Origin of the sequence: Paenibacillus sp. FSL L8-0158 (genome assembly GCF_038592965.1) — a bacterium.
Taxonomy (GTDB): domain Bacteria; phylum Bacillota; class Bacilli; order Paenibacillales; family Paenibacillaceae; genus Paenibacillus; species Paenibacillus polymyxa_D.
Map to the genome: position 1 here is coordinate 3,439,134 of NZ_CP151949.1, position 19,265 is coordinate 3,458,398.

The window sequence follows — 19,265 nt, forward strand, 5'->3', positions numbered from 1 at the left end:
CAAAAAACATACCTATTGGCGATATGGTCACGTAACAACAATCGGCGAACCCTCTGGGTCCGCCGATGGTGTACGTTATGCTTATTATAAAATGTATTGATTTAAACTCATTTAAATTTGTTCAGCTTATCGCCAAAACGCTCGCCGAGCGTAATGCTCAAACCGGAATTATTGAGGGAAACGTTAGGATTATTCAGTTCCTCACGAGGTGCACGAGATGCACGTGGTGCTCTTTCTGCTTTAGGAGCAGCTTCAGGAGCTTCCTCAGTTTCTTTAATGCTCAGGCTAACACGTTTTTCGGAAGGATTCATTTCAAGAATTTTAACTTTCACTTCTTGTCCTTCTTCCAGAACTTCTTGTGGAGTTCCAATGTGTTTGTGGGAAATTTGGGAAATATGAACCAAACCTTCCACGCCAGGAGCGATTTCAACGAATGCGCCGAAGTTAACCAGACGTTTTACAACACCTGTTACGATGTCATTGTTGTTGAATTGTCCAGCAGCCGATTCCCAAGGACCAGGCTGTGCAGCTTTCATGCTCAGGCTGATTTTTCCTTTTTCAGGATCTACTTTCAAGACTTTCACTTTCACTTGATCTCCTTCAGAAACTGCATCAGAAGGCTTATCAACATGAGTCCAAGCAATTTCAGATACGTGAACCAGACCGTCCACGCCGCCAACATCTACGAAAGCACCGAACTGAGTAAGACGTTGAACCGTACCTACGATTTCTTGGCCTTCTTTCAGCTCAGCCATTACTTTAAGCTTGTTGGCTTCGAATTCTGCTTCCAGAACGTCTTTTTGAGAAAGGATCACTTTGTTGTTTTCACGATCCAGTTCTTTTACAACAACACGCAATGTGCGGCCTTTGTAATCACTGAAATCTTCTACGAAGTGACGTTCTACCATGGATGCAGGGATAAATCCGCGCAGACCCACGTCTACCACGATGCCGCCTTTAACGACATCATTTACAACGACTTCAAATACTTCTTTGCTTTCGAACAGTTGCTCCAACTTTTCCCAAGCATTTTCACTGTCGATTGCACGTTTGGACAGAACAAGTTTTTCCTTGCCATCGTCAATGCTGATAATTCTAGCTTCAACCTCTTGGCCTACTTGCACTGCTTCTTCTGCGTTATCCAGACCAGAAGACAACTCGCGAATTGGAATAACTCCATCGTATTTATATCCAATGCTTACTACCGCTTGGTTATCTTCCAATTTCACGATTGTACCCTTAACGGTGTCACCTTTTTTCAGGGAGACGATTTGATCGAGCTCGTCTTGATTTGCCGCTTCAGCAGCTTCTTGATTTTTAATTTCTTCCGACATGTCAATACCCTCCTCAATTCAAAAAAAACCATTTATTTAAACCTGCGCATGGCAGAGTTCAAAACATAAATAAACTTTTGTTCTAGTTTTCCGAGCTTAGACACAATTCATGCAAGCCTTCAGTTATTCGTAGGCTTACCCGTTTCCTTCATCGTGCGAATACGAGACATAATTGCTTCTGTTGCCAGTTCAAGCGGATCTCCTTCGATATCGACACCCTTTTGGTAAGCGTCCAAATTGACAGGTTTACCGTATAACACTTTCGTTTTACGGAAAAGCTTGTAATCACCAATAATGGCGACCGGAACGGCAGCCGCTCCACTGCGTAGCGCAAAGCTTGCAGCACCCTTTTTACCGATTCCCCCAGCTCCTCTGGAACCTTCGGGAAAGATTCCCATAACCTTACCATCACGCAAAATGTTCAATGCCAGCTTAATGGATTCCTTACTTACACCACCACGTTTGACTGGAAAAGCTCCCAGTTTCCCAATTAGTGGACCCAGTACAGGAACATTAAACAGCTCGGCTTTTGCCATAAAGTGAACCTTTCGCTTCAGCAAAATACCAACTGTAGGAGGGTCAAGATTACTAATATGATTAGAACACAACAGCACTCCACCCTCAGCAGGAACATTTTCCCTGCCTACCGCCTCAAGTCTAAACAGAACGCGGTAAATGAGACGCAAAATACTGGCGCATACAGTATATATCATTGGCTGATCTCTCCATCCTTCTCCGTTAAGCAATAAGATACGATCGTATCAACGACATCCTGAATGCCCATTTGGGTCGTATCGAGCACGATGGCGTCCTCACTGCAACGAAGCGGGGATACCTCCCTCTCCTCGTCAAGCTTGTCACGTGCCGCAATGTCACGTTCCAGTTGTTCCAGAGTGATATCATCAGTTTCGCTCAGTTCTTTAAAACGGCGGGAGGCACGTTCCTGAACACTTGCGGTCATGAACACCTTGACTTCCGCATCGGGAAGTACAGTTGTTCCAATATCGCGACCATCCATAACGACACCCTTGCGTGCAGCCATCTCACGCTGGTTTTCAGTCAAACGTGTACGTAAACCAGCAATACTTGAATACTGTGACACGTTGCTAGTCACTTCCATCGAACGGATCACAGTGGTTACATCTTCCCCGTTACAATAAACCTTTTGGCCTGTGGGGTCCGGTACTAATTCAATCACCAGCTCAGGTACATGTTGAAGCACTTTTTGTATATTTTCTGCAGGAATTTCCTTACGCATCATGTACCACGTTGCTGCTCGGTACATGGCTCCGGTATCTACATATACATAAGAAAGTGCTTTCGCCACCAGGCGGGCCACTGTACTTTTCCCTGCACCAGCAGGTCCATCAATGGCTACATTTATTTTGTTAATTGAAGATACATGTTGCCTTGCCAACAGGGAATTCCTCCTAACCTAACCTCAAGAAAAAAGCAGGCATTGCCTGCGACGTGAAAATTATACCACACATTTATAGGCGATGCAAAATAAGCGACAGGTTTACTAAAAAAGAAAAATATCGGATGATTAAGATTTCCCCCGGAATTCCAGCTGTCTTTCAAAGCAATATTTAATCAGTTTTTGGCGCTCCTGATCAGCGATTTCCTCATATTTCAGCATAATGAGTTTGCGACCATTTTCCATCTGCTGAATGCGCACAATTTCAGATTGGAACGGAACATGCTCCTGAGTGCCGTTTTTATATGGAACTAAAATCCAGCAAGACAATGATTCTCCTTCTTCAAGATGATGAGTTCCCTGGGTGTGAAAAGAAACACCCCCGCCTCCTACATCATGTGTCTCTGCTACAAATCTGGACTCGTTCGCACCATGCTTTACTGCAATTTCCAAGTTGGCCTTAACCCGAAGAAAGTTTCGACGCTGAATTTTGCTGATGCTGTCTGGAGCAGGTTTGTGGATACGAACCATCCGGAGGATATCCTCTTTAAAACCCGTAACGTGGGTATTAAAATAATTTTTAATCCCACCCTCGCTCATAAAAAATATAGACAGTTCTTCCCCTAGAAACAATTTTTTCAAATGCCCACTTGTTTGTGACATAGGAATTTCAATTAAAAAGTTCTGTGACTCCTCTTCTGCAATACGAGACTTAAATTCAAAAATCTCGTCCTTATGGTCAGTACCAGCCACTTGTATGTATAACACATCATTAATTTTGGGAAACAAATGATCCACCATCCTTGTCCATTAAAAGCTCTAATTAAGGTATATAATACCACGACTTTATGCCTATATTAAGCATTATATTTGTTTGAACTATGACTAAAGCACAAAAAACCTCCTTCATGAAGGAGGTTTAAAGTGACTATTGATTCATTTTCATGTAATCAACTACGCATTACTTGCAGTAACCTGAGGTTCATCTGAATCTTTAACCTCTTCAATCGTTTCTTCCATCCCCGTATTGGCGTTAATGTATATCCGGTAAACGGAACCATTGATTTTACCACCAAATTCATAACAGAGAACTTCATTCGAAAGTTCATTTTCAATTAAGGCTTTACGGTGGTAAGTTTCACGAAACTCAGGATTCAATTTTGCTCGTGCTGCATTCAAATTCAATTTCGCTTGCGGAATGCGGCGGAGATGACTATGCTCATACACATAATCACTGGATTGAAAACCGATCACTTGTCCGTTATCAAGGCCTGATCTGACTGTGATTTTTTCTGGATAGATAATCACATCCCCTTGTTGGCTCGCAAATGTAATGTTAGCTAAATTCCCGCTTTCATCATACGCAACTGGCTTCATGTCTTTGTAACCTTTTTGTTCAAGATATTCACTAGCATAGCGAATCGCTTCATTACGTGTTGCTTTTTTAGGACCTACTGCCCTCATGTCATGATAAGAAATAAGCTTGCCGCCTTTTTTCGTAAAATCCATGCTGGCCACGGGCTGCTTCTTATTTAGCAGGGTAGCTGTATAAGATGCCCATTCCGTTCCTTTACCGTTTTCGTTCACCCGGATCTGACTTTCCGGTTTTCCTGTAAATTCAGCAGCATTTCGTTTAATTTGTTCTGCATTTACTGGCGGGAGACTCAATTTTTTCACAGAGCGTTTATCATAGATGCTGGCTACAGACGGTCCCCAATCCAGCTCCTTATAGTTTTCCACCTTTTTGTCCACGGTTTTAAAGCCATCAATAATGGTGTTGTCCTTCGGTCCAGTTTGAGAACCTGCCGCCATATCGACATCCATCCAGCGCAAATTTTTGCTAAGGACTTTTTGCTGCACTTCGTGCATGTTTTTCGAAATTTCTTTGGAATTGTTATACAACGTTTTCAGGTTCGAAATTTCTTTCTCGTTTAAAGGCTCGTGATCCAGATCACGAACAGCGGTCTGATACGAAAACGCGGATAGATGTGACAGCAAATCCTTGGCATGATTAAAAGGCATTACATTGAGGGGCAACTGATTAACCTCATTTTGAGCCTCACTTGTAATCCTCCACACGTTCATCAAACATTTGCGGTGCATCGCGTGTGAAGTATTATGGACAGCAACCGCGTTACCGAGTTGAGAATGCAGCTGATCCATATGAAACGACAAATCGTGAAACGCACGCTGGTATTGATTTTCCGCTTTTATCGACATGCTATTTGCCTGAAGAGACACCTCTTTTCTCATCTGGCTTTGCTGATAACCCCACACAAATGCTCCTATCATCATCAGGGTAACCACCGGGAACAATACGGAACTAAGTCGCTTATACATATTGGGAGTCTCCTTTCTTCAAGTACACTACCGATAGTGTGACAAGAAGAAAGCTCTATTATGCATGGTTTTCCATGACTTCAACAATAAACTCACAGTTATCGCAAATACAGCGTTTAAAGCCGGTCTGAATCTGTCCTTGCTCTATGCGTCCTCTCAGCACAAAGCGTTCTCCGCATCTTTTACAATGAATTCTAACTTTTATACGCAAAAAAAGACACCTCTTTCTCTAACACGTTTGTCAGATCAGTGTGTCCCATTTTGTTACATGTTAACCTTTTCTTCCCGTTTTAACAAACGAAAAGGAGAACGGTTATTAGCTCGACTGATCTTCGCCATTCCTCCATACCATAGAAAGGCCATAAGTGGAATGATAAACCAGATCCAGTCATGCGAAAATTCCGTTAAAATCAAATCATATACTCCGTGCCAGAACCATGGAAGCACCAATGACAGCAGCAACATGTATTTGCTCCTCAAGCCTTCTGAAAACTTGGCCTTCCCCATGTAGTAGCCCATCATTACGCCAAACATCGCATGACCGGATACCGGTAGCAGTGATCTCATCAGCATCATGCTAACTGAGGCATGGCCCGCCCAGGCATATAACAGATTTTCAACTGTTGCAAATCCGAGTGAGACTGCGGCCGCATACAAAATACCATCATAAGGCTCGTCGAACTCGGTATGATTATAGATGATGTGATACAACAGAAACCATTTAAAAAACTCTTCCACTCCGGCTGAAATGCCGAACGCCTGGATTAACGTGTGATCCCCTAGCCATAGCAGCAGCCCGCGTTGAAAAATCATGACAGGAAGAACCACCAAAAAGCCGAGCAAAAACACTTTAATAACCATGTGTAGTGGCTCCGAATCATATCTGTCCTTCAAGTAAAAATACATCAATAAGGCGAGACCCGGCGCTGTGGCTGCCGCTAAAACTGAAAACAGAAGCACCGATCATCCCTCCATAAAAATGAGTCGGCTCTGCTTTCAGCGCAGAGCCGACAAATTCACTTCGATATCACTTTCGATAAGACGAATCAAGAACGGCTGTCAAAATGAGTGCAGATGACAGAAACTGCCTGTTCAGGAATGACCAGTTTGCCGTACTCTTCCAACATAGCTGGTGTAACGGATGAGCCTTCTCCAAATTCAGCAAGAACCGCGATTAAAGCCGCAAGCTTGGACTCCTCTACTTCTTCTGGTTCCAAATGCAGAATCCATTTTCCTCTATAATGATACAGCTTACCTGCTTCCGTAGTGTTGCTACGAAGCATATGAGCCGCTTCTATGAGTACTTCGAAATCGCTAAACGCATAAACGATGGAATCACTATGCTCCAACGTGACTTCCATTTCGTAGACTTCCTCTGGAAGCTCCTCATCGGGACCCGAACCATACTGTTGATGGTCGTATTTACCCCGAGTGACGATAACAACCATTCCTTGAGCAGGAAGCGCAAAGACTTCGACAGCTAACGGTCCCGTGGCGTCGAAGCCCAGCTCGCTGTATGCCTGATCCATCATTTCGGTAAACAGCTCATGAACTCTAGGAATTTCTTGCCACATATCGTCTTTTTGAATACCGCGTTCGCTCAAATCGTCAAAGGTAAGGAAAATCCGTATCTTGTCCTGACTTAATCTTTCTATTTTCATACTGGACCCTCCTCCTGGCAGCCGAGTGTTATTAACAGATTATGATGCAATTATGATGCCTGTGATGAAAATGGTTCTATGTAATCATGTTATCATTTTATAATCGTAAATGCACGCAATAAAAAGATAAAAAAAAGAATCATTTGAACGGCTTTTACAAAAAAGCCGCAAAATGATTCGGAATAAAGGTTTCTGGGTTACAATCCCGGTACGGCTGTATGAGTTTCTTTCAAAATTTGCTCGACCTCACGTTTAACATCGGGACTTGTGCTGATGAAGTCTTTAATCAACTTCATATTCTCTTCTTTGTTCTTGGCAGTATGGGCGTTATAAGCGGTTTTATCTGTTTGTGAATGATGGTCTTGATCCTTATGGGTGTCTTCTTTATTGAGCTTAATCTCGCCCATCCCGGGGAATGCCGCGTCCATCATTTTAGTACGGGCTTGCTGCACTAAATTGCCGCCTTTTTTTCCACCTATGTCCATAGATAAGCCCAACATGTTGCGGTTACGGGAGATCATAGAGCTTGCGACAGCGCCCAAAACGATTCCCAGGAAAAATGAAGATGTTTTCACAATTAGAACCTCCCTTTGTGGTAGAATCAAGCATAGTGTTCGTCAGTAGTGACAAACTCATACGGTATAAAATACAGGAAGGTGAGATGAAATAATGGGTACAAAAACAGCAGCCATTTTGTTCACCGCATGTCTGCTGCTTAGTGCTTGCACTGCAACCAAGCCTGAATCTGCGGCAACAAGCAACCAGCAGGATTCGGTAGCATCTGACTCAAGTAACAGCGCCAAAGATCAGAGCAACGTCTCTTCCCCAAAAAGCAGCAGTAAGCAAGCAGGCAGTGATGATCACAACTCAGCGGATAAAACCAATGCACAAAATGATAAAACCAGCGAAACCAACGAAACAGGAGCTGCGACATCTGCAACTACCAATAACAAAATGTATCACTTGGACAAAGCTTACAATGTAATCCCTAACCAACAAGGTACCGAAAAAAAAGTCGTGTTATTGACCTTTGATGATGGTCCTAAGGAAGCAGCCATGATTAACAAAATCATAGATGTATTGGATAAACACAAAGCGAAAGCGATTTTCTTCGTAAACGGTTACCGTGTAAAAAAGCATCCTGAGTTGCTCAAACTTATCCATGACCGTGGACAGCCCATCGGCAACCATAGCTGGGATCACATCGTACTGAAGAATAAATCTGAGCCCGAGGTCAAAAAACAGATTGAAACGGTACAAAAAGCTGTTAAGGATATTACAGGCCAAGCCCCCGTCTTCTTCCGCCCCCCTCATGGTGCAGGCGGGGACGTAGGTCGCAAGGTCGCTAAGGAAAACGGTCTCCTATACATGACATGGTCCGTCGGTTCTCTGGACTGGACAATGAAAAAAAATCAGCCTAATAAAACGGAGGCACTTCTTAAAAACGTAACAGAACAACTTCATCCAGGCAGCAATATTTTGATGCATGAACTGCCATGGACAGCTGAGGCGCTGGACGGTCTATTGACGCGCCTTGAGCAAAAGGGTTACCAATTTGTCGATCCTCAAGGCATTGAGGTTCCTGCCAGCTAATAGACCTTGCGTATACTACGGATTAACTATAGATAATGCAATAAAGGCCTCCATTCTCCGTTATTCATGCGGAGATGGAGGCCTTTTCACCGTATCATTACGCGCCTTGACCTAAGCACAGACAAAACTTTATATTACCAAAGCATTTCACTGATGGGTGGTGCACCCTTGACGCCCCACCACAGTAACGCTGCAGTAATCAGCACAAAAAGAGTGCTCAAAAAGTTTAAAAACCACTTGCTTACCCGAATACGGCGGGACGGAAACATTTCTGCCCGCGTTCGGTACTCGCTGGCAGGAGTGTCACCCTCCATCGTCACAGCAACTTCTGGTGCAGCGGCAACGTGAGCCAATTCTGGCACGGGCCGTGAAGCACGGGAGCGAACTGGTTTAGATTTTGACCTGTCCTCTTCCTTGCCTTTGCGACCATTTCGACGGCTACCATAGGTCTGCACTCTGCTAAGTTCCTGATTCATTCTTCATACCTCCGAAAACGTAACGCTAAACCAGATATAAGGTCAATTACAAAATGACAAATGATCGGTGCCCACAGACTACCGGTCTGCACATATATGTAGCCCAATCCATAACTGCTAAGAAAAACCCAGCCAGTGGGAATCCAATGCCGTAAATATCGGATATGAATCACCGCAAATAAAATACTTGTCCAATAAGGACCAAAGCTGTACTGAATCGCACCTCTGAACAAGAGTTCCTCACAGATAGAAACGATAGCTGCTATACAAATAATATGCCAAACCGGACGATTTTGAAACAGCATTTGGTTAATACCACCGTCATCCATAGCATCCTCAGGCATAATCCGGGATAGCAGCAGATCCACAAGTAACATAGCGGCGGCCAATCCCAATCCCCACCATAAGACGTGCAGAGTGTTCGGCAATGCAAATAGTTCTAACAAATTTCTTTTCTGAAAAAATATCCAGATTGCGCCAATCAGCAGGGTCAGCCCCTGAGTTAGATACAAATTGTAAAGCAGCAAGCGGTCGTTCAATTCATGAATTTGCGCTCTTTTCCATTTCACTTTAAGCTTTTTCATAGTTAGTTAGTCCTCTGCATAGTCTTCTTTAGCATCATAGCCAAAAAGTCGGTCGGATTCAAGAAGACTTAAATCTTAATTTTCCGCATTCTGTAGCTATATATCTAGCCGGCTATCCTCACATGTCGCATGTCCTATTGACATGCCCATGTAAGCCATGATACATTATGAAAAAATTATTAGCGACAACAACAATGATGGAGAAAAGGTATTGATTTCGTCCTCAGAGAACCGGTGCTTGGGTGGAAGCCGGTGGCGAAGTAACTACTTTCAGCGCTCCTGAGTTATTGCACCGAGGTCTGGGGAATATTTCCCGGCATTAGATGCAATCGGCAGAAAACCGTTATCCTTTCGGTCATTTAATGACCGCTTAAGGCAGTCCATTGCGAAATGGCTGCGAATTAGGGTGGTACCACGATAACTCTCGTCCCTTACTATGGAGATAGTATGTGATTCGGGGGTTTTTTTGATGCCCGAAAACCGCAGAGCGTCTCCGCACAAGACTTTTGGTCGTTAGTTTGGTGCATAATGCTATTCCATTCCTTTTCTGCGTCAATGCGTTATCACACTAGTATTTCACACCGCTCTCCTGTACTTTTAGAAGCATTTCAAGTTTTTTCATGTTCTTTATGGAATGTATTTCAGTTTGAAGTACATCCTGTCCATAAAAGAAGTTAACTTTGAGGAGGAAACCAAATGTTTAAAGTGTTAGTATCCGATCCAATCAGTGACCTGGGCATCCAGCAACTGATGGATGCAGACGATGTTACGGTGGACAAGAACACAGGTCTCAGCGAGGATGAATTAGTTCAAATTATTGGTGACTATGACGCATTACTCGTTCGAAGCCAAACTCGGGTGACCGAACGCATCATGACGGCAGGTAAGAACCTCAAGGTTGTAGGGCGAGCTGGGGTCGGAGTGGATAACATCGACCTCGAAGCAGCAACACAACGTGGGATTATCGTTATTAACGCCCCTGACGGCAACACAATTACGACATGTGAGCACACTTTTGCGATGATGATGGCTCTTGCACGTCATATTCCACAGGCATATGCCAAAACCATTGGCGGTACATGGGATCGTAAAACATTCCTCGGTGTCGAACTGCGTAACAAAACACTTGGAGTCCTCGGCATGGGACGTATTGGCAGTGAGGTGGCTAAACGTGCCAAAGCATTTGGCATGAGCATCCTCGGCTATGATCCATTTCTAACGGAAGAACGCGCTGAGAAGCTGGGCATTAAGCTGGCGAGCGTGGATGAAATTATTCGCAACGCAGATTTTATGACCGTACACACACCATTAACACCGGAAACGAAACATATGATTGCTCGTCCACAGTTTGAAGTGATGAAAAAAGGAATGCGCATCATCAACTGTGCCCGGGGCGGAGTTATCGATGAAATGGCTCTTGTTGAAGCCATTGATGAAGGTATCGTTGCCGGTGCAGCTTTTGACGTATTCGAGTCAGAGCCGCCAGCACAGGATCATCCATTCCTGAGCCATCCGAAAATTATCGTTACACCACATCTGGGTGCCTCGACTGTCGAAGCTCAGGAGAATGTAGCTATCGACGTATCCGAGCAAGTGCTGCATATTTTGCGTGATGAGCCTTTTAAAAATGCGGTCAACATGCCTCCAGTACCATCCAACGTCATGACGCAATTGCAGCCATATTTCTCACTTGGAGAGAAGCTGGGCAGCTTTGCCGCTCAGATCACGAATCAGGCTGTACGTGAAATTCAGATAGATTACGCTGGCGATTTGTCCTCTGTGGATACACAGCCGCTGACACGCTATATTTTGAAAGGTGTGCTTAGCCGTCATCTGGGCAGCGATGTGAACATTGTAAACTCTGTACATCTGGCCAAAACACGTGACGTCCATCTTGTCGTATCTCAGGCGCCCGCCACCAAGGGTTTTACCAACCTGATTACCGTTACACTCAAAACGCAGAGCGGCGAAGAGCAACGTGTATCTGGCACCCTGCTGGCAGGCTATGGCGAACGTATTGTTCGGTTGAACCAGTTCCCAGTAGATGTAGCACCGGAAGCTCATTTCCTGCTCATCTCCCACAATGATAAACCAGGCATTATCGGTCGTGTCGGCACCTTGCTTGGGGAGAATGGCGTCAATATCGCTTCCATGCAAGTAGGGCGTAAAATTGTCGGCGGAGAAGCTATCATGATCCTGACCGTCGATAAAGCCGTGCCGAAAGACGTACTGATTCAACTCGTTGGTTTACCAGAACTAAATACTGCCCAAGAAGTAGTCCTAGATTAGTTCCAGACCCTATTGAGAAGTCCATGATTTTATAATAAAGAGAGGCGCCTGGCTATCCAGGCGTCTTTTTCTTATAACGTTATCTATCATGTGAGTAATCATCTTAAAAGAGGATGTTCCACGTTGAACAAGATAAATGTTGATTTTTCAACAAAAAGCACCCTCTTCCGAGGATGCCTGGAACCGAGGTATATCAGCTAGGGCTTATAAGCCAGTTACAGACCCAACTTAGTTTTGCTGGAGATGGGCAGCAAAATAGTAAATTCCGTCCCTTCCCCCAATACGCTGGCAGCAGAGACAGAGCCTCCATGAGCCTCTACAATATTCTTGACAATAGCAAGCCCCAAACCAGTCCCTTTATCCTCACCACGTACTCTGGCTTTATCTGCCTTGTAAAAGCGGTCGAAAATATAAGGTAGATCCTCGCTGGCAATGCCTACACCTTCATCCTTAATCCGAATGCGGATTAACTCATGCCGTTCTCCCAAAATTCGATCCGCCGCAATAGTAACCTTTTTCCCGCCGGGTGTATGCCTGAATGCATTATCCAGCAAATTGGTCAATACCTGCTCCAGTCGGTCTTCATCTGCCTCAGCCAGCAGCAAACGTTGGCCATGCTCATGGTAATCGAGTGTCAGTCCCTGTTCCTTTGATCGTACCGTAAATTTACGGTGAACACGCTCGATCAACTCATTCACATCCACTTCCTGTCGGTGCATGTCTGTATGACCAGCCTCCATTCGGGCCAGATCAAGCAGATCCTTGACTAACCTTCCCATGCGTAATGACTCATCATGGATGACCTGTACCAGCTCCTCGGATTCTTCAGGTGAACCCGCCATACCATCCAGCAACGCCTCACTGTAGCCCTGCATCATAGATAAAGGTGTACGGATTTCATGAGATACGTTGGCCACAAAATCGCTCCGCATCTTCTCTAGCTTCACTTCTTCCGTAATATCTCTAAGCACAGCTACTGCACCGCGGATTGCATTATCCGTATACAGAGGCGCCATCTGCACCGACCAGGAGCCCTTCTTGACATGGATATAATCTCCGACATCCTCTCCCCTGTCCATAACGGTATGGAACAGAGACTGCAAAGGCTCAGGTACAGAAGCTCCAAACTCCTCCAGATCACGCTCCTGCCACTCCAGCTTTTTCCAGATATCCAGCAAACTTTGTGCCGGCGGATTCGTCAAGATGATTTGTCCGCTTCTGTCGAAGGTGATTACTGCATCAGACATGCTTCGCAGTACGCTGGATAAATGGTTTTTCTCCTCATTCAGACTGCGGATCGTTGCTTCCAGTTCCGTAGACATATGATTAAAAGTTTTCGCCAGTTCTCCAATTTCATCACTGGTCACCAGCGAAAGCCGAGTATCATACCTTCCCTCACGAATGGCATTCGCCGCCTGAATCAACAGCTGCATAGGCTGTGTGATTTTAGTAAAAAGAAATAGGGCAAAAAAGGTCGTCAATAAAAATCCGACAATACATGTATAGGTGAACAAATGCTTGATTTCCGTCGATTCATACGCCGCAAAATTTCTGTTGATGTACGGCAATAAAAAAAGCCCTAAAAAAATAAGCACAGAGCCTACAAGGCAAATGATGGTGATCCACAGCTTGCCTACCAGCGATCTCCAGAAGTTCACGTTATTTTGGAACCTCCAGCTTATAACCTACGCCCCACACGGTCGTAATCATAGCCGCTGCCTCTGGCGATACCTTATTCAACTTTTCACGAAGTCGTTTCACATGCGTATCCACAGTGCGCAGATCACCAAAAAATTCGTAATTCCAAACGTCTTTCAGCAGTTCTTCGCGTGAGAAGACTTTATCTGGTGACACCGCCAAATAATGCAACAGCTCGTACTCTTTAGGCGTGAGACTGATTTCAATCCCACCCGCAGTTACCCGGTGCGCATCATGCTCAATGATAAGATTCGGAAAAACAATACTATTGCTTGGTACCGCTTCTTTTGTTAAAAAGGCAGTTTCCGACGAGCGGCGTAAAATCGCCTTCACCCGGTAGATGACTTCTCGCGGGCTAAAGGGCTTAACCACATAATCGTCAGCTCCGACTTCAAAGCCTTGTACACGGTTCACTTCCTCACCTTTGGCAGTCAGCATAATCACAGGTGTAGCTTTGGTCTGACGCAGCCGTGTACACACCTCAATCCCATCCATCCCTGGAAGCATCACATCGAGCAAAATAATGCTGTAATCGCTTGCAGTCGCTTTTTGGAGGGCAATCTCGCCATCCTCAGCTTCATCAATTGCATATCCTTCTTTTTCCAGATACATCCGCAGAAGGCGTCGAATGCGTTCTTCATCATCTACAATTAATATGCGGTTGCTTTGTTCTGACATATTCCCAGCCCCTTCGCTAAAAAAAGCATTCTCTCTATTTTACTATTTTCCCGTGCTTGGTCAAACTTTACTCTCAACCAACAGTCTCTTTACACCAAAAAGGCCGGGGTTATGACCCCCGTCCTGTCCGTTTCTTTTTCGTGTTGTCTGATTTGGCAAGTTGAATGAGACGGTTGATTTCGTCCTTGGTTAGGGGTCTGGTCAGACCGCGCTTCAAGTTTTGTAGCAAAAGATCTCCGAAGGCTATCCGCTTGAGTCTGATGACTGGGTGTGAAATGGCCTCAAACATCCGTCTTACCTGGCGATTTCTGCCTTCATAAATGGTAATCTGGATCACAGACTCCTTACCATTCGGATCTACGTCTTTATATTCTACCTCGGCTGGTGCAGTAATGCCATCTTCCAGCACGATTCCTTTTTTCAGCTTGTCCAGCTCAGTACCATGCGGAACGCCTTTGACTGTTGCCACATATGTCTTAGGCACATGATGCTTGGGATGGGTGAGCAGATTGGCGAACTCGCCATCGTTGGTAAGCAACAGCAGTCCTTCGGTGTCGTAATCGAGACGTCCCACCGGATATACGCGTTCCTTAACGCCTTTCAGATAGTCTGACACGATTTTACGACCTTCCGGATCGGAAGCACTCGTAATGACCCCTTTAGGTTTGTTCATCATCAAATAGATTTTTTTCTCGGTTTTGATCGGGCGTCCCTTTACCGTAATCATATCTTGATCAGGGTCTGCCTTCGTTCCCAGTTCAGTTACGACAACCCCGTTCACTTCCACGCTACCCGCCTGAATAAGCTCCTCACATTTACGTCTGGAAGCTACGCCAGCTTGGGCCAATATTTTCTGCAATCTTTCCATGTTCGCTAATTCACCTCATGCTAATGATACCCATCCATGAGCAAAATCACAACCCCCGTTCAAAAAACGATGCAGAAATTAAAATACAAGCAGGCAAATCGCAATGGCTGCCACAAAACCAACCACATCTGAAAATAGTCCTACCTTCAAAGCATACCGTCCATTGCGGATACCTACCGCACCAAAATATACAGTTAGCACATATAGCGTCGTGTCTGTGCTGCCTTGAATCGTTGAAGCGATCCGACCGATCATGGAATCCGGGCCATAGGTGCGAATTAGATCCGTCGTAAACGCAAGTGAACCAGTGCCCGTCAATGGACGAAGCAAGCCTAAAGGCAATACCTCGCCCGGTACACCCCAGTGTTTAATCCAAGGGGTAACCCAAGAGATCAAATAGTCCAAGGCGCCGGATGCTCGAAAAATGCTAATCGCCACCATCATGCCTACGAGATGAGGAATAATGCTGATGGCGGTAGAAAATCCGTCTTTGGCTCCATCCACAAAAGAATCGTAGACAGGGACCTTTTTAGCATATGCATATAAAGGAATAAAAGCGAGAATAACCGGAATGGCCCAAGTCGATACGAGGTTTATAAAATTAAGCATGCCTCCCTCATCCTTTCCAAGTGGTGTCCCTGCCCTTGGCAGCCGAGATTCCCGTTCGCGGAACGGCAGGTAAAGATGCGGGCAACGTAGTTGAAGAGGCAGCAGACGTTGGTGCTGGTGGGGCGAGTGGCGCCAAGGATGACTGGGATGGCGGAATCGCTGGAGGACGGCGGCGCAATTCTCGACTACGGTACCAACGATCCGCCGCAATTGCAGCAAAGGTGGCTATTGCGGTCGCTACCAGTGTCGTACCGACGATTTCTGCCGGATGTGCAGAATGAAAATTTAGCCGTATCGCGATCAACGTTGTAGGAATAAGCGTAATACTGGCTGTATTCAGGGCGAGTAGCGTACACATGGCTGGTGTGGCGGTTTGCTTATCTGGATTGAGCGTCTGCAGCTCCTGCATCGCCTTGATTCCCATCGGGGTGGCTGCATTCCCCAGGCCCAGCAGATTGGCGCTCATATTGGACAAAATGTAACCCATAGCGGGATGATTACGCGGAACATCAGGGAAGAGAAAGGCAACCAAAGGAGAAAGAAGCTTGGATATTTTCTGTAAGAGCCCGCCATCTTCAGCCAGCCGCATCATGCCCATCCAGAACACCAGCACACTTATCAGTCCAAAGCACACTGTAACCCCCGTAGTTGCCCCGTCAAAAGCCGCTTTCGTCACCACCTCAATATTTCCCTGCGCGGCAGCAAATACAAATCCAATACAAATCAAAGCCACCCATATGAGATGAATCATGGCTGATTCCTCCTTTTCCCAATGATGTGACACGTACAGCTCTATTTCCTGGTTGCCCTATGCTCCAAACAAATTTTTAAGGATTTCGTTCCATCTGCTCGTCCAACCTCGTTGCTGAGTATTGTTTGCACGATCTTGTGCAGTTGGAGCCTCTTGCTGTGGCTGTACGGTATTTTGAGCAGGCAGCTTACTACCTTTTGCATACACAGGAACAGAACCGATAAGTTTACCTTCCAATAGGAATTCAACCCGTCCTCGTAAGCCAAAAGATACGTCCGCTCTGTCTGCAGAAGCGGAATTTTTATACAACACCAGTCTTTTGTGCAACTGGGTCTTCTCGCCATCATGTAAAGGATAGGCAAAGCTTGTACCTGTTAATAGTGGGTAACCATCGATAGGTTGCTGCTTGTCCGTAATCGGAATGAGCGGATAATATCGGAATCCGTAATCAAGCATACGGGCATGATCGTTCCAATCGTCCCCGTCATTCAAGGTGACAGCAGCGAGCTGGCGACCGTCCCGTGTGGCCGAACTGACCAGACAGCGAAACGCTTTTTTGGTAAAGCCTGTTTTCACCCCGTCAGCTCCGTCATACAGCCGCAACATTTTGTTTTTATTGTGCCATGAGTAGTCCCAAGAGTCGTTGGGATTCGGTGCTTTTTTCAGTTCTGTTTTTACGATACGGGCAAAAGTTGGATTATGCAGCGCATAAGCAGTAAGCCGGGCCATATCATTGGCTGAGGAATAATGTCCCTCGGCATCCAGCCCGTGCGGATTAGCAAAATGTGTATGGCTTAGCCCAAGCTGAACCGCCTTGTCATTCATCAAATGAACAAATCCCTCTTCAGTCCCCCCCACATGCTCAGCAATGGCAGAAGCGGCATCATTACCAGAACGGAGCATTAAGCCGTACAGCATATTTTCCAATGACATTTGTTCACCCATTTGCAGAAAAAGCGAGGACCCTTCTTTGGCATACGCGGTTGGGCTCACCTTTACTCGGTCCTGCAAGCGTCCATGTTCAATGGCCACGATCGCTGTCATAATTTTGGTCAGGCTGGCAATACGTAGCTCCCGGTCACCTTCGGTAGAATAAATGATTCTTCCTGATGTGACATCAATTAAAGAAGCAGCCTGTGCATGGGTTCCTAATGCGGGCGGCGCTGCTTCTGTTTTTATCGCTCCCCGAACGGGCTGCGGACTTAGCAACGTAAGCGGCAATGACAAAATAAGCAGAAGTACCAGCGGCAAAACAAATGCGCGTGCCTTATTCAAAAAATGGCTGTGGTCCGCGTGAATGTGTTGCTTTTTTTTAAACATTTGGATTCCTCCGGTTTTGAGCAAGTCTTGTACCATTCTATGTCCAAGCTGTTCAAAGTATGTCCACCTTTATAACAGAAAATTCCTTTACAGGACTAGCCATTAGCTGCTCCTTTTTCGCTTTCTTTCTACACAAACCAAGCAACATGCCCTTCTGAGCACATATATATTAGTTACTAAACGTTAAATATGGATCGAGGGGTTATAACATGCAGCGACTACAGTTTGAAATGATTTTAAGATCGCGGATTGTAGAGTCCGCAGAAGCATTACATCGAAGCAGTGTATCCTTTGCCACTTTTGCTACCGCACGTTGCAACCCGCAATTTTGGAATTTAACGGAAAAAGGTGGCTTTCAGATCAAAGCAGGTGTCACACCGGCCCAAGGCATCAGAGATATCTTTTTAAACGGTCATCAATACGCTTTTGAATGTGCAACAGCTATGGTTATTGTGCTGTACAATGGAGTGCTGAAATCCATTCTGGAAAGTGAGTTTAATCGGATTTTTGCTGACATGCTGCTGTATGACTGGCACTATGACAGCGACCTTAGGCTCATACAGCAGCAAGGAAGTCATAAAGCGGCTCCTGGCGATATTCTGTATTTCAACAATCCGGATGTGTCATCTGAAACATTGGAATGGAAAGGAGAAAATGTCGTTAAGCTGAAGGAAGACTTGTTTTACGGCCATGGGATTGGTATCTTGCCGGCGAAAGGTATTATCGATTCCCTGAATCAACATCGTCGGCCTGATGCCACGGTATCTGCTTATTTGACGAATGAAGTGATCTATCCGGACTTCATCTACCTATCGCAGTTTGCTGCCGAAGGAAATCGAAAAAATGAATTCTCCTCGCTGCATACTTTGTATCAACTGGAATACTGTCACCAAATACATGCTGTCATTGGGGGAAGACAGTATATTCGGGGATAGGTCCAAGTACAAGCAGAAAAGAAGGTATTCCTTAGCCTATACTCGGCTTTGGGATACCTTCCTGAGAGAACGCTTTTAATTTCAATAACTTTTACAAGTAAGCCGGGCCAGAATTACTGTGATCCGTAGCAACATCTACAGGTACCTGTGGGGGTGGAGTCTGCAAGTTGCCGCCTGAATTCCGGAAGATAGACTGAACCTTATCAATCAGGTATGGCGTGGAGTCAATGAGCTTCTCAATCAGATGCGTTTGATTGTCCAATGGAACGATTTGTGCCCCCTGTTTGCCAACAACCAGAAAAGCAATGGGATGAATAGATACACCACCACCGCTACCGCCTCCAAAAGGATGCCCTTCCTTCCCGCTATGATTACCCGACGCCGAGGAAGTATGAAGTGCCTCTTCGTCTACGTTAAAATCACTTCCCCCGGCAGCGAAACCAAATCCCACCTTACTGATTGGCAAAATAACAGAACCATCGGGTGTTTCCACTGCGTCTCCTACAATCGTATTCACGTCTACCATGGCTTTGATGTTTTCCATTGCGGTTTGCATGAGCCCTTGAATCGGGTGATCTGACATGATTTATTCCTCCTCTGCTTATCTCAAGCGTAGACTGCCTTTTCTTTCGCTATTGTGCGCAGGGGTTCAAGGAAATATGTATGTCTTTCGATTCGGTTATGCCTAATTCTGGAGGATACTGAATCTCAA

Annotated in this window: 20 protein-coding genes and 1 other annotated feature; of the genes, 3 read left to right on the plus strand and 17 right to left on the minus strand. The window is 45.4% G+C overall.

The window, feature by feature from the left end:
• Positions 1–107: 107 nt before the first annotated feature.
• The 8 genes from rpsA to NSQ68_RS15015 form a co-directional block, all read right to left on the minus strand.
• Complete coding sequence (gene rpsA, locus NSQ68_RS14980; protein WP_013371699.1) at positions 108–1,334, minus strand: 30S ribosomal protein S1; 1,227 nt, start codon at positions 1,332–1,334, stop codon at positions 108–110.
• A 119-nt stretch (positions 1,335–1,453) separates the two neighbouring features.
• The gene (locus NSQ68_RS14985) at positions 1,454–2,047 is read right to left on the minus strand and encodes a lysophospholipid acyltransferase family protein (protein WP_342426405.1); all 594 of its coding nucleotides are present in this window, start codon (positions 2,045–2,047) and stop codon (positions 1,454–1,456) included.
• Complete coding sequence (gene cmk, locus NSQ68_RS14990) at positions 2,044–2,751, minus strand: (d)CMP kinase (protein ID WP_307346200.1); 708 nt, start codon at positions 2,749–2,751, stop codon at positions 2,044–2,046. The genes NSQ68_RS14985 and cmk overlap by 4 nt, the downstream gene beginning before the upstream one ends.
• Positions 2,752–2,880: 129 nt before the next feature.
• Positions 2,881–3,540 (minus strand): flagellar brake domain-containing protein, encoded by a 660-nt coding sequence (locus tag NSQ68_RS14995; protein ID WP_165177242.1) that lies wholly within the window; start codon positions 3,538–3,540, stop codon positions 2,881–2,883.
• Between the two features lie 165 nt (positions 3,541–3,705).
• The gene (ypeB, locus tag NSQ68_RS15000) at positions 3,706–5,091 is read right to left on the minus strand and encodes a germination protein YpeB (protein ID WP_342426406.1); all 1,386 of its coding nucleotides are present in this window, start codon (positions 5,089–5,091) and stop codon (positions 3,706–3,708) included.
• A 264-nt stretch (positions 5,092–5,355) separates the two neighbouring features.
• Positions 5,356–6,051, minus strand: coding sequence for a glutamic-type intramembrane protease PrsW (gene prsW, locus NSQ68_RS15005; protein WP_342426407.1), 696 nt, complete (start codon positions 6,049–6,051; stop codon positions 5,356–5,358).
• A gap of 86 nt (positions 6,052–6,137) precedes the next feature.
• Positions 6,138–6,752 (minus strand): genetic competence negative regulator, encoded by a 615-nt coding sequence (locus NSQ68_RS15010; RefSeq protein ID WP_342426408.1) that lies wholly within the window; start codon positions 6,750–6,752, stop codon positions 6,138–6,140.
• 197 nt (positions 6,753–6,949) lie between these two features.
• Entirely contained in the window at positions 6,950–7,327 is a 378-nt protein-coding gene (locus tag NSQ68_RS15015) for a hypothetical protein (protein ID WP_307346208.1), read from the minus strand.
• 94 nt (positions 7,328–7,421) lie between these two features.
• On the opposite strand from NSQ68_RS15015, the gene NSQ68_RS15020 reads away from it, so the two are divergent.
• Positions 7,422–8,345, plus strand: coding sequence for a polysaccharide deacetylase family protein (locus NSQ68_RS15020; protein ID WP_307346210.1), 924 nt, complete (start codon positions 7,422–7,424; stop codon positions 8,343–8,345).
• A gap of 134 nt (positions 8,346–8,479) precedes the next feature.
• On the opposite strand, the gene NSQ68_RS15025 is transcribed toward NSQ68_RS15020, so the two are convergent.
• Positions 8,480–8,821: a hypothetical protein gene (locus tag NSQ68_RS15025; RefSeq protein ID WP_029517314.1), complete on the minus strand. Its 342-nt coding sequence runs from the start codon at positions 8,819–8,821 to the stop codon at positions 8,480–8,482.
• On the minus strand, positions 8,818–9,405 hold the full coding sequence (locus NSQ68_RS15030) for a type II CAAX endopeptidase family protein (RefSeq protein WP_069012705.1): 588 nt from the start codon (positions 9,403–9,405) through the stop codon (positions 8,818–8,820). Before NSQ68_RS15030 ends, NSQ68_RS15025 begins: the two co-directional genes overlap by 4 nt.
• 185 nt (positions 9,406–9,590) lie before the next feature.
• Positions 9,591–9,840: a binding site (T-box leader), on the plus strand.
• Positions 9,841–10,101: 261 nt separating this feature from the next.
• On the opposite strand from NSQ68_RS15030, the gene serA reads away from it, so the two are divergent.
• Positions 10,102–11,694, plus strand: a complete 1,593-nt coding sequence (serA, locus tag NSQ68_RS15035; RefSeq protein WP_342426409.1) for a phosphoglycerate dehydrogenase — start codon at positions 10,102–10,104, stop codon at positions 11,692–11,694.
• A gap of 215 nt (positions 11,695–11,909) precedes the next feature.
• Here the strand turns inward: serA and NSQ68_RS15040 are convergent, their stop codons facing one another.
• The 6 genes from NSQ68_RS15040 to NSQ68_RS15065 all read right to left on the minus strand — a co-directional run bounded on the left by NSQ68_RS15040 (position 11,910) and on the right by NSQ68_RS15065 (position 17,618).
• Positions 11,910–13,352 (minus strand): ATP-binding protein, encoded by a 1,443-nt coding sequence (locus NSQ68_RS15040; protein ID WP_342426410.1) that lies wholly within the window; start codon positions 13,350–13,352, stop codon positions 11,910–11,912.
• A gap of 1 nt (position 13,353) precedes the next feature.
• The gene (locus NSQ68_RS15045) at positions 13,354–14,070 is read right to left on the minus strand and encodes a response regulator transcription factor (protein WP_029517311.1); all 717 of its coding nucleotides are present in this window, start codon (positions 14,068–14,070) and stop codon (positions 13,354–13,356) included.
• Between the two features lie 109 nt (positions 14,071–14,179).
• Positions 14,180–14,938: a pseudouridine synthase gene (locus tag NSQ68_RS15050; RefSeq protein ID WP_023989197.1), complete on the minus strand. Its 759-nt coding sequence runs from the start codon at positions 14,936–14,938 to the stop codon at positions 14,180–14,182.
• A 78-nt stretch (positions 14,939–15,016) separates the two neighbouring features.
• Positions 15,017–15,547, minus strand: a complete 531-nt coding sequence (locus tag NSQ68_RS15055; RefSeq protein WP_013310760.1) for a spore maturation protein — start codon at positions 15,545–15,547, stop codon at positions 15,017–15,019.
• A gap of 7 nt (positions 15,548–15,554) precedes the next feature.
• Complete coding sequence (locus tag NSQ68_RS15060) at positions 15,555–16,298, minus strand: nucleoside recognition domain-containing protein (RefSeq protein WP_342426411.1); 744 nt, start codon at positions 16,296–16,298, stop codon at positions 15,555–15,557.
• Positions 16,299–16,355: 57 nt separating this feature from the next.
• Positions 16,356–17,618, minus strand: a complete 1,263-nt coding sequence (locus NSQ68_RS15065) for a D-alanyl-D-alanine carboxypeptidase family protein (protein WP_342426412.1) — start codon at positions 17,616–17,618, stop codon at positions 16,356–16,358.
• Between the two features lie 209 nt (positions 17,619–17,827).
• Between NSQ68_RS15065 and NSQ68_RS15070 the strand changes: the two genes are divergently transcribed.
• A complete protein-coding gene (locus tag NSQ68_RS15070; RefSeq protein ID WP_342426413.1) occupies positions 17,828–18,553 on the plus strand; it encodes a protein-glutamine gamma-glutamyltransferase in 726 nt (241 codons plus the stop codon).
• Positions 18,554–18,644: 91 nt separating this feature from the next.
• Here the strand turns inward: NSQ68_RS15070 and ytfJ are convergent, their stop codons facing one another.
• A complete protein-coding gene (gene ytfJ / locus NSQ68_RS15075; RefSeq protein ID WP_342426414.1) occupies positions 18,645–19,136 on the minus strand; it encodes a GerW family sporulation protein in 492 nt (163 codons plus the stop codon).
• Positions 19,137–19,265 lie beyond the last annotated feature (129 nt).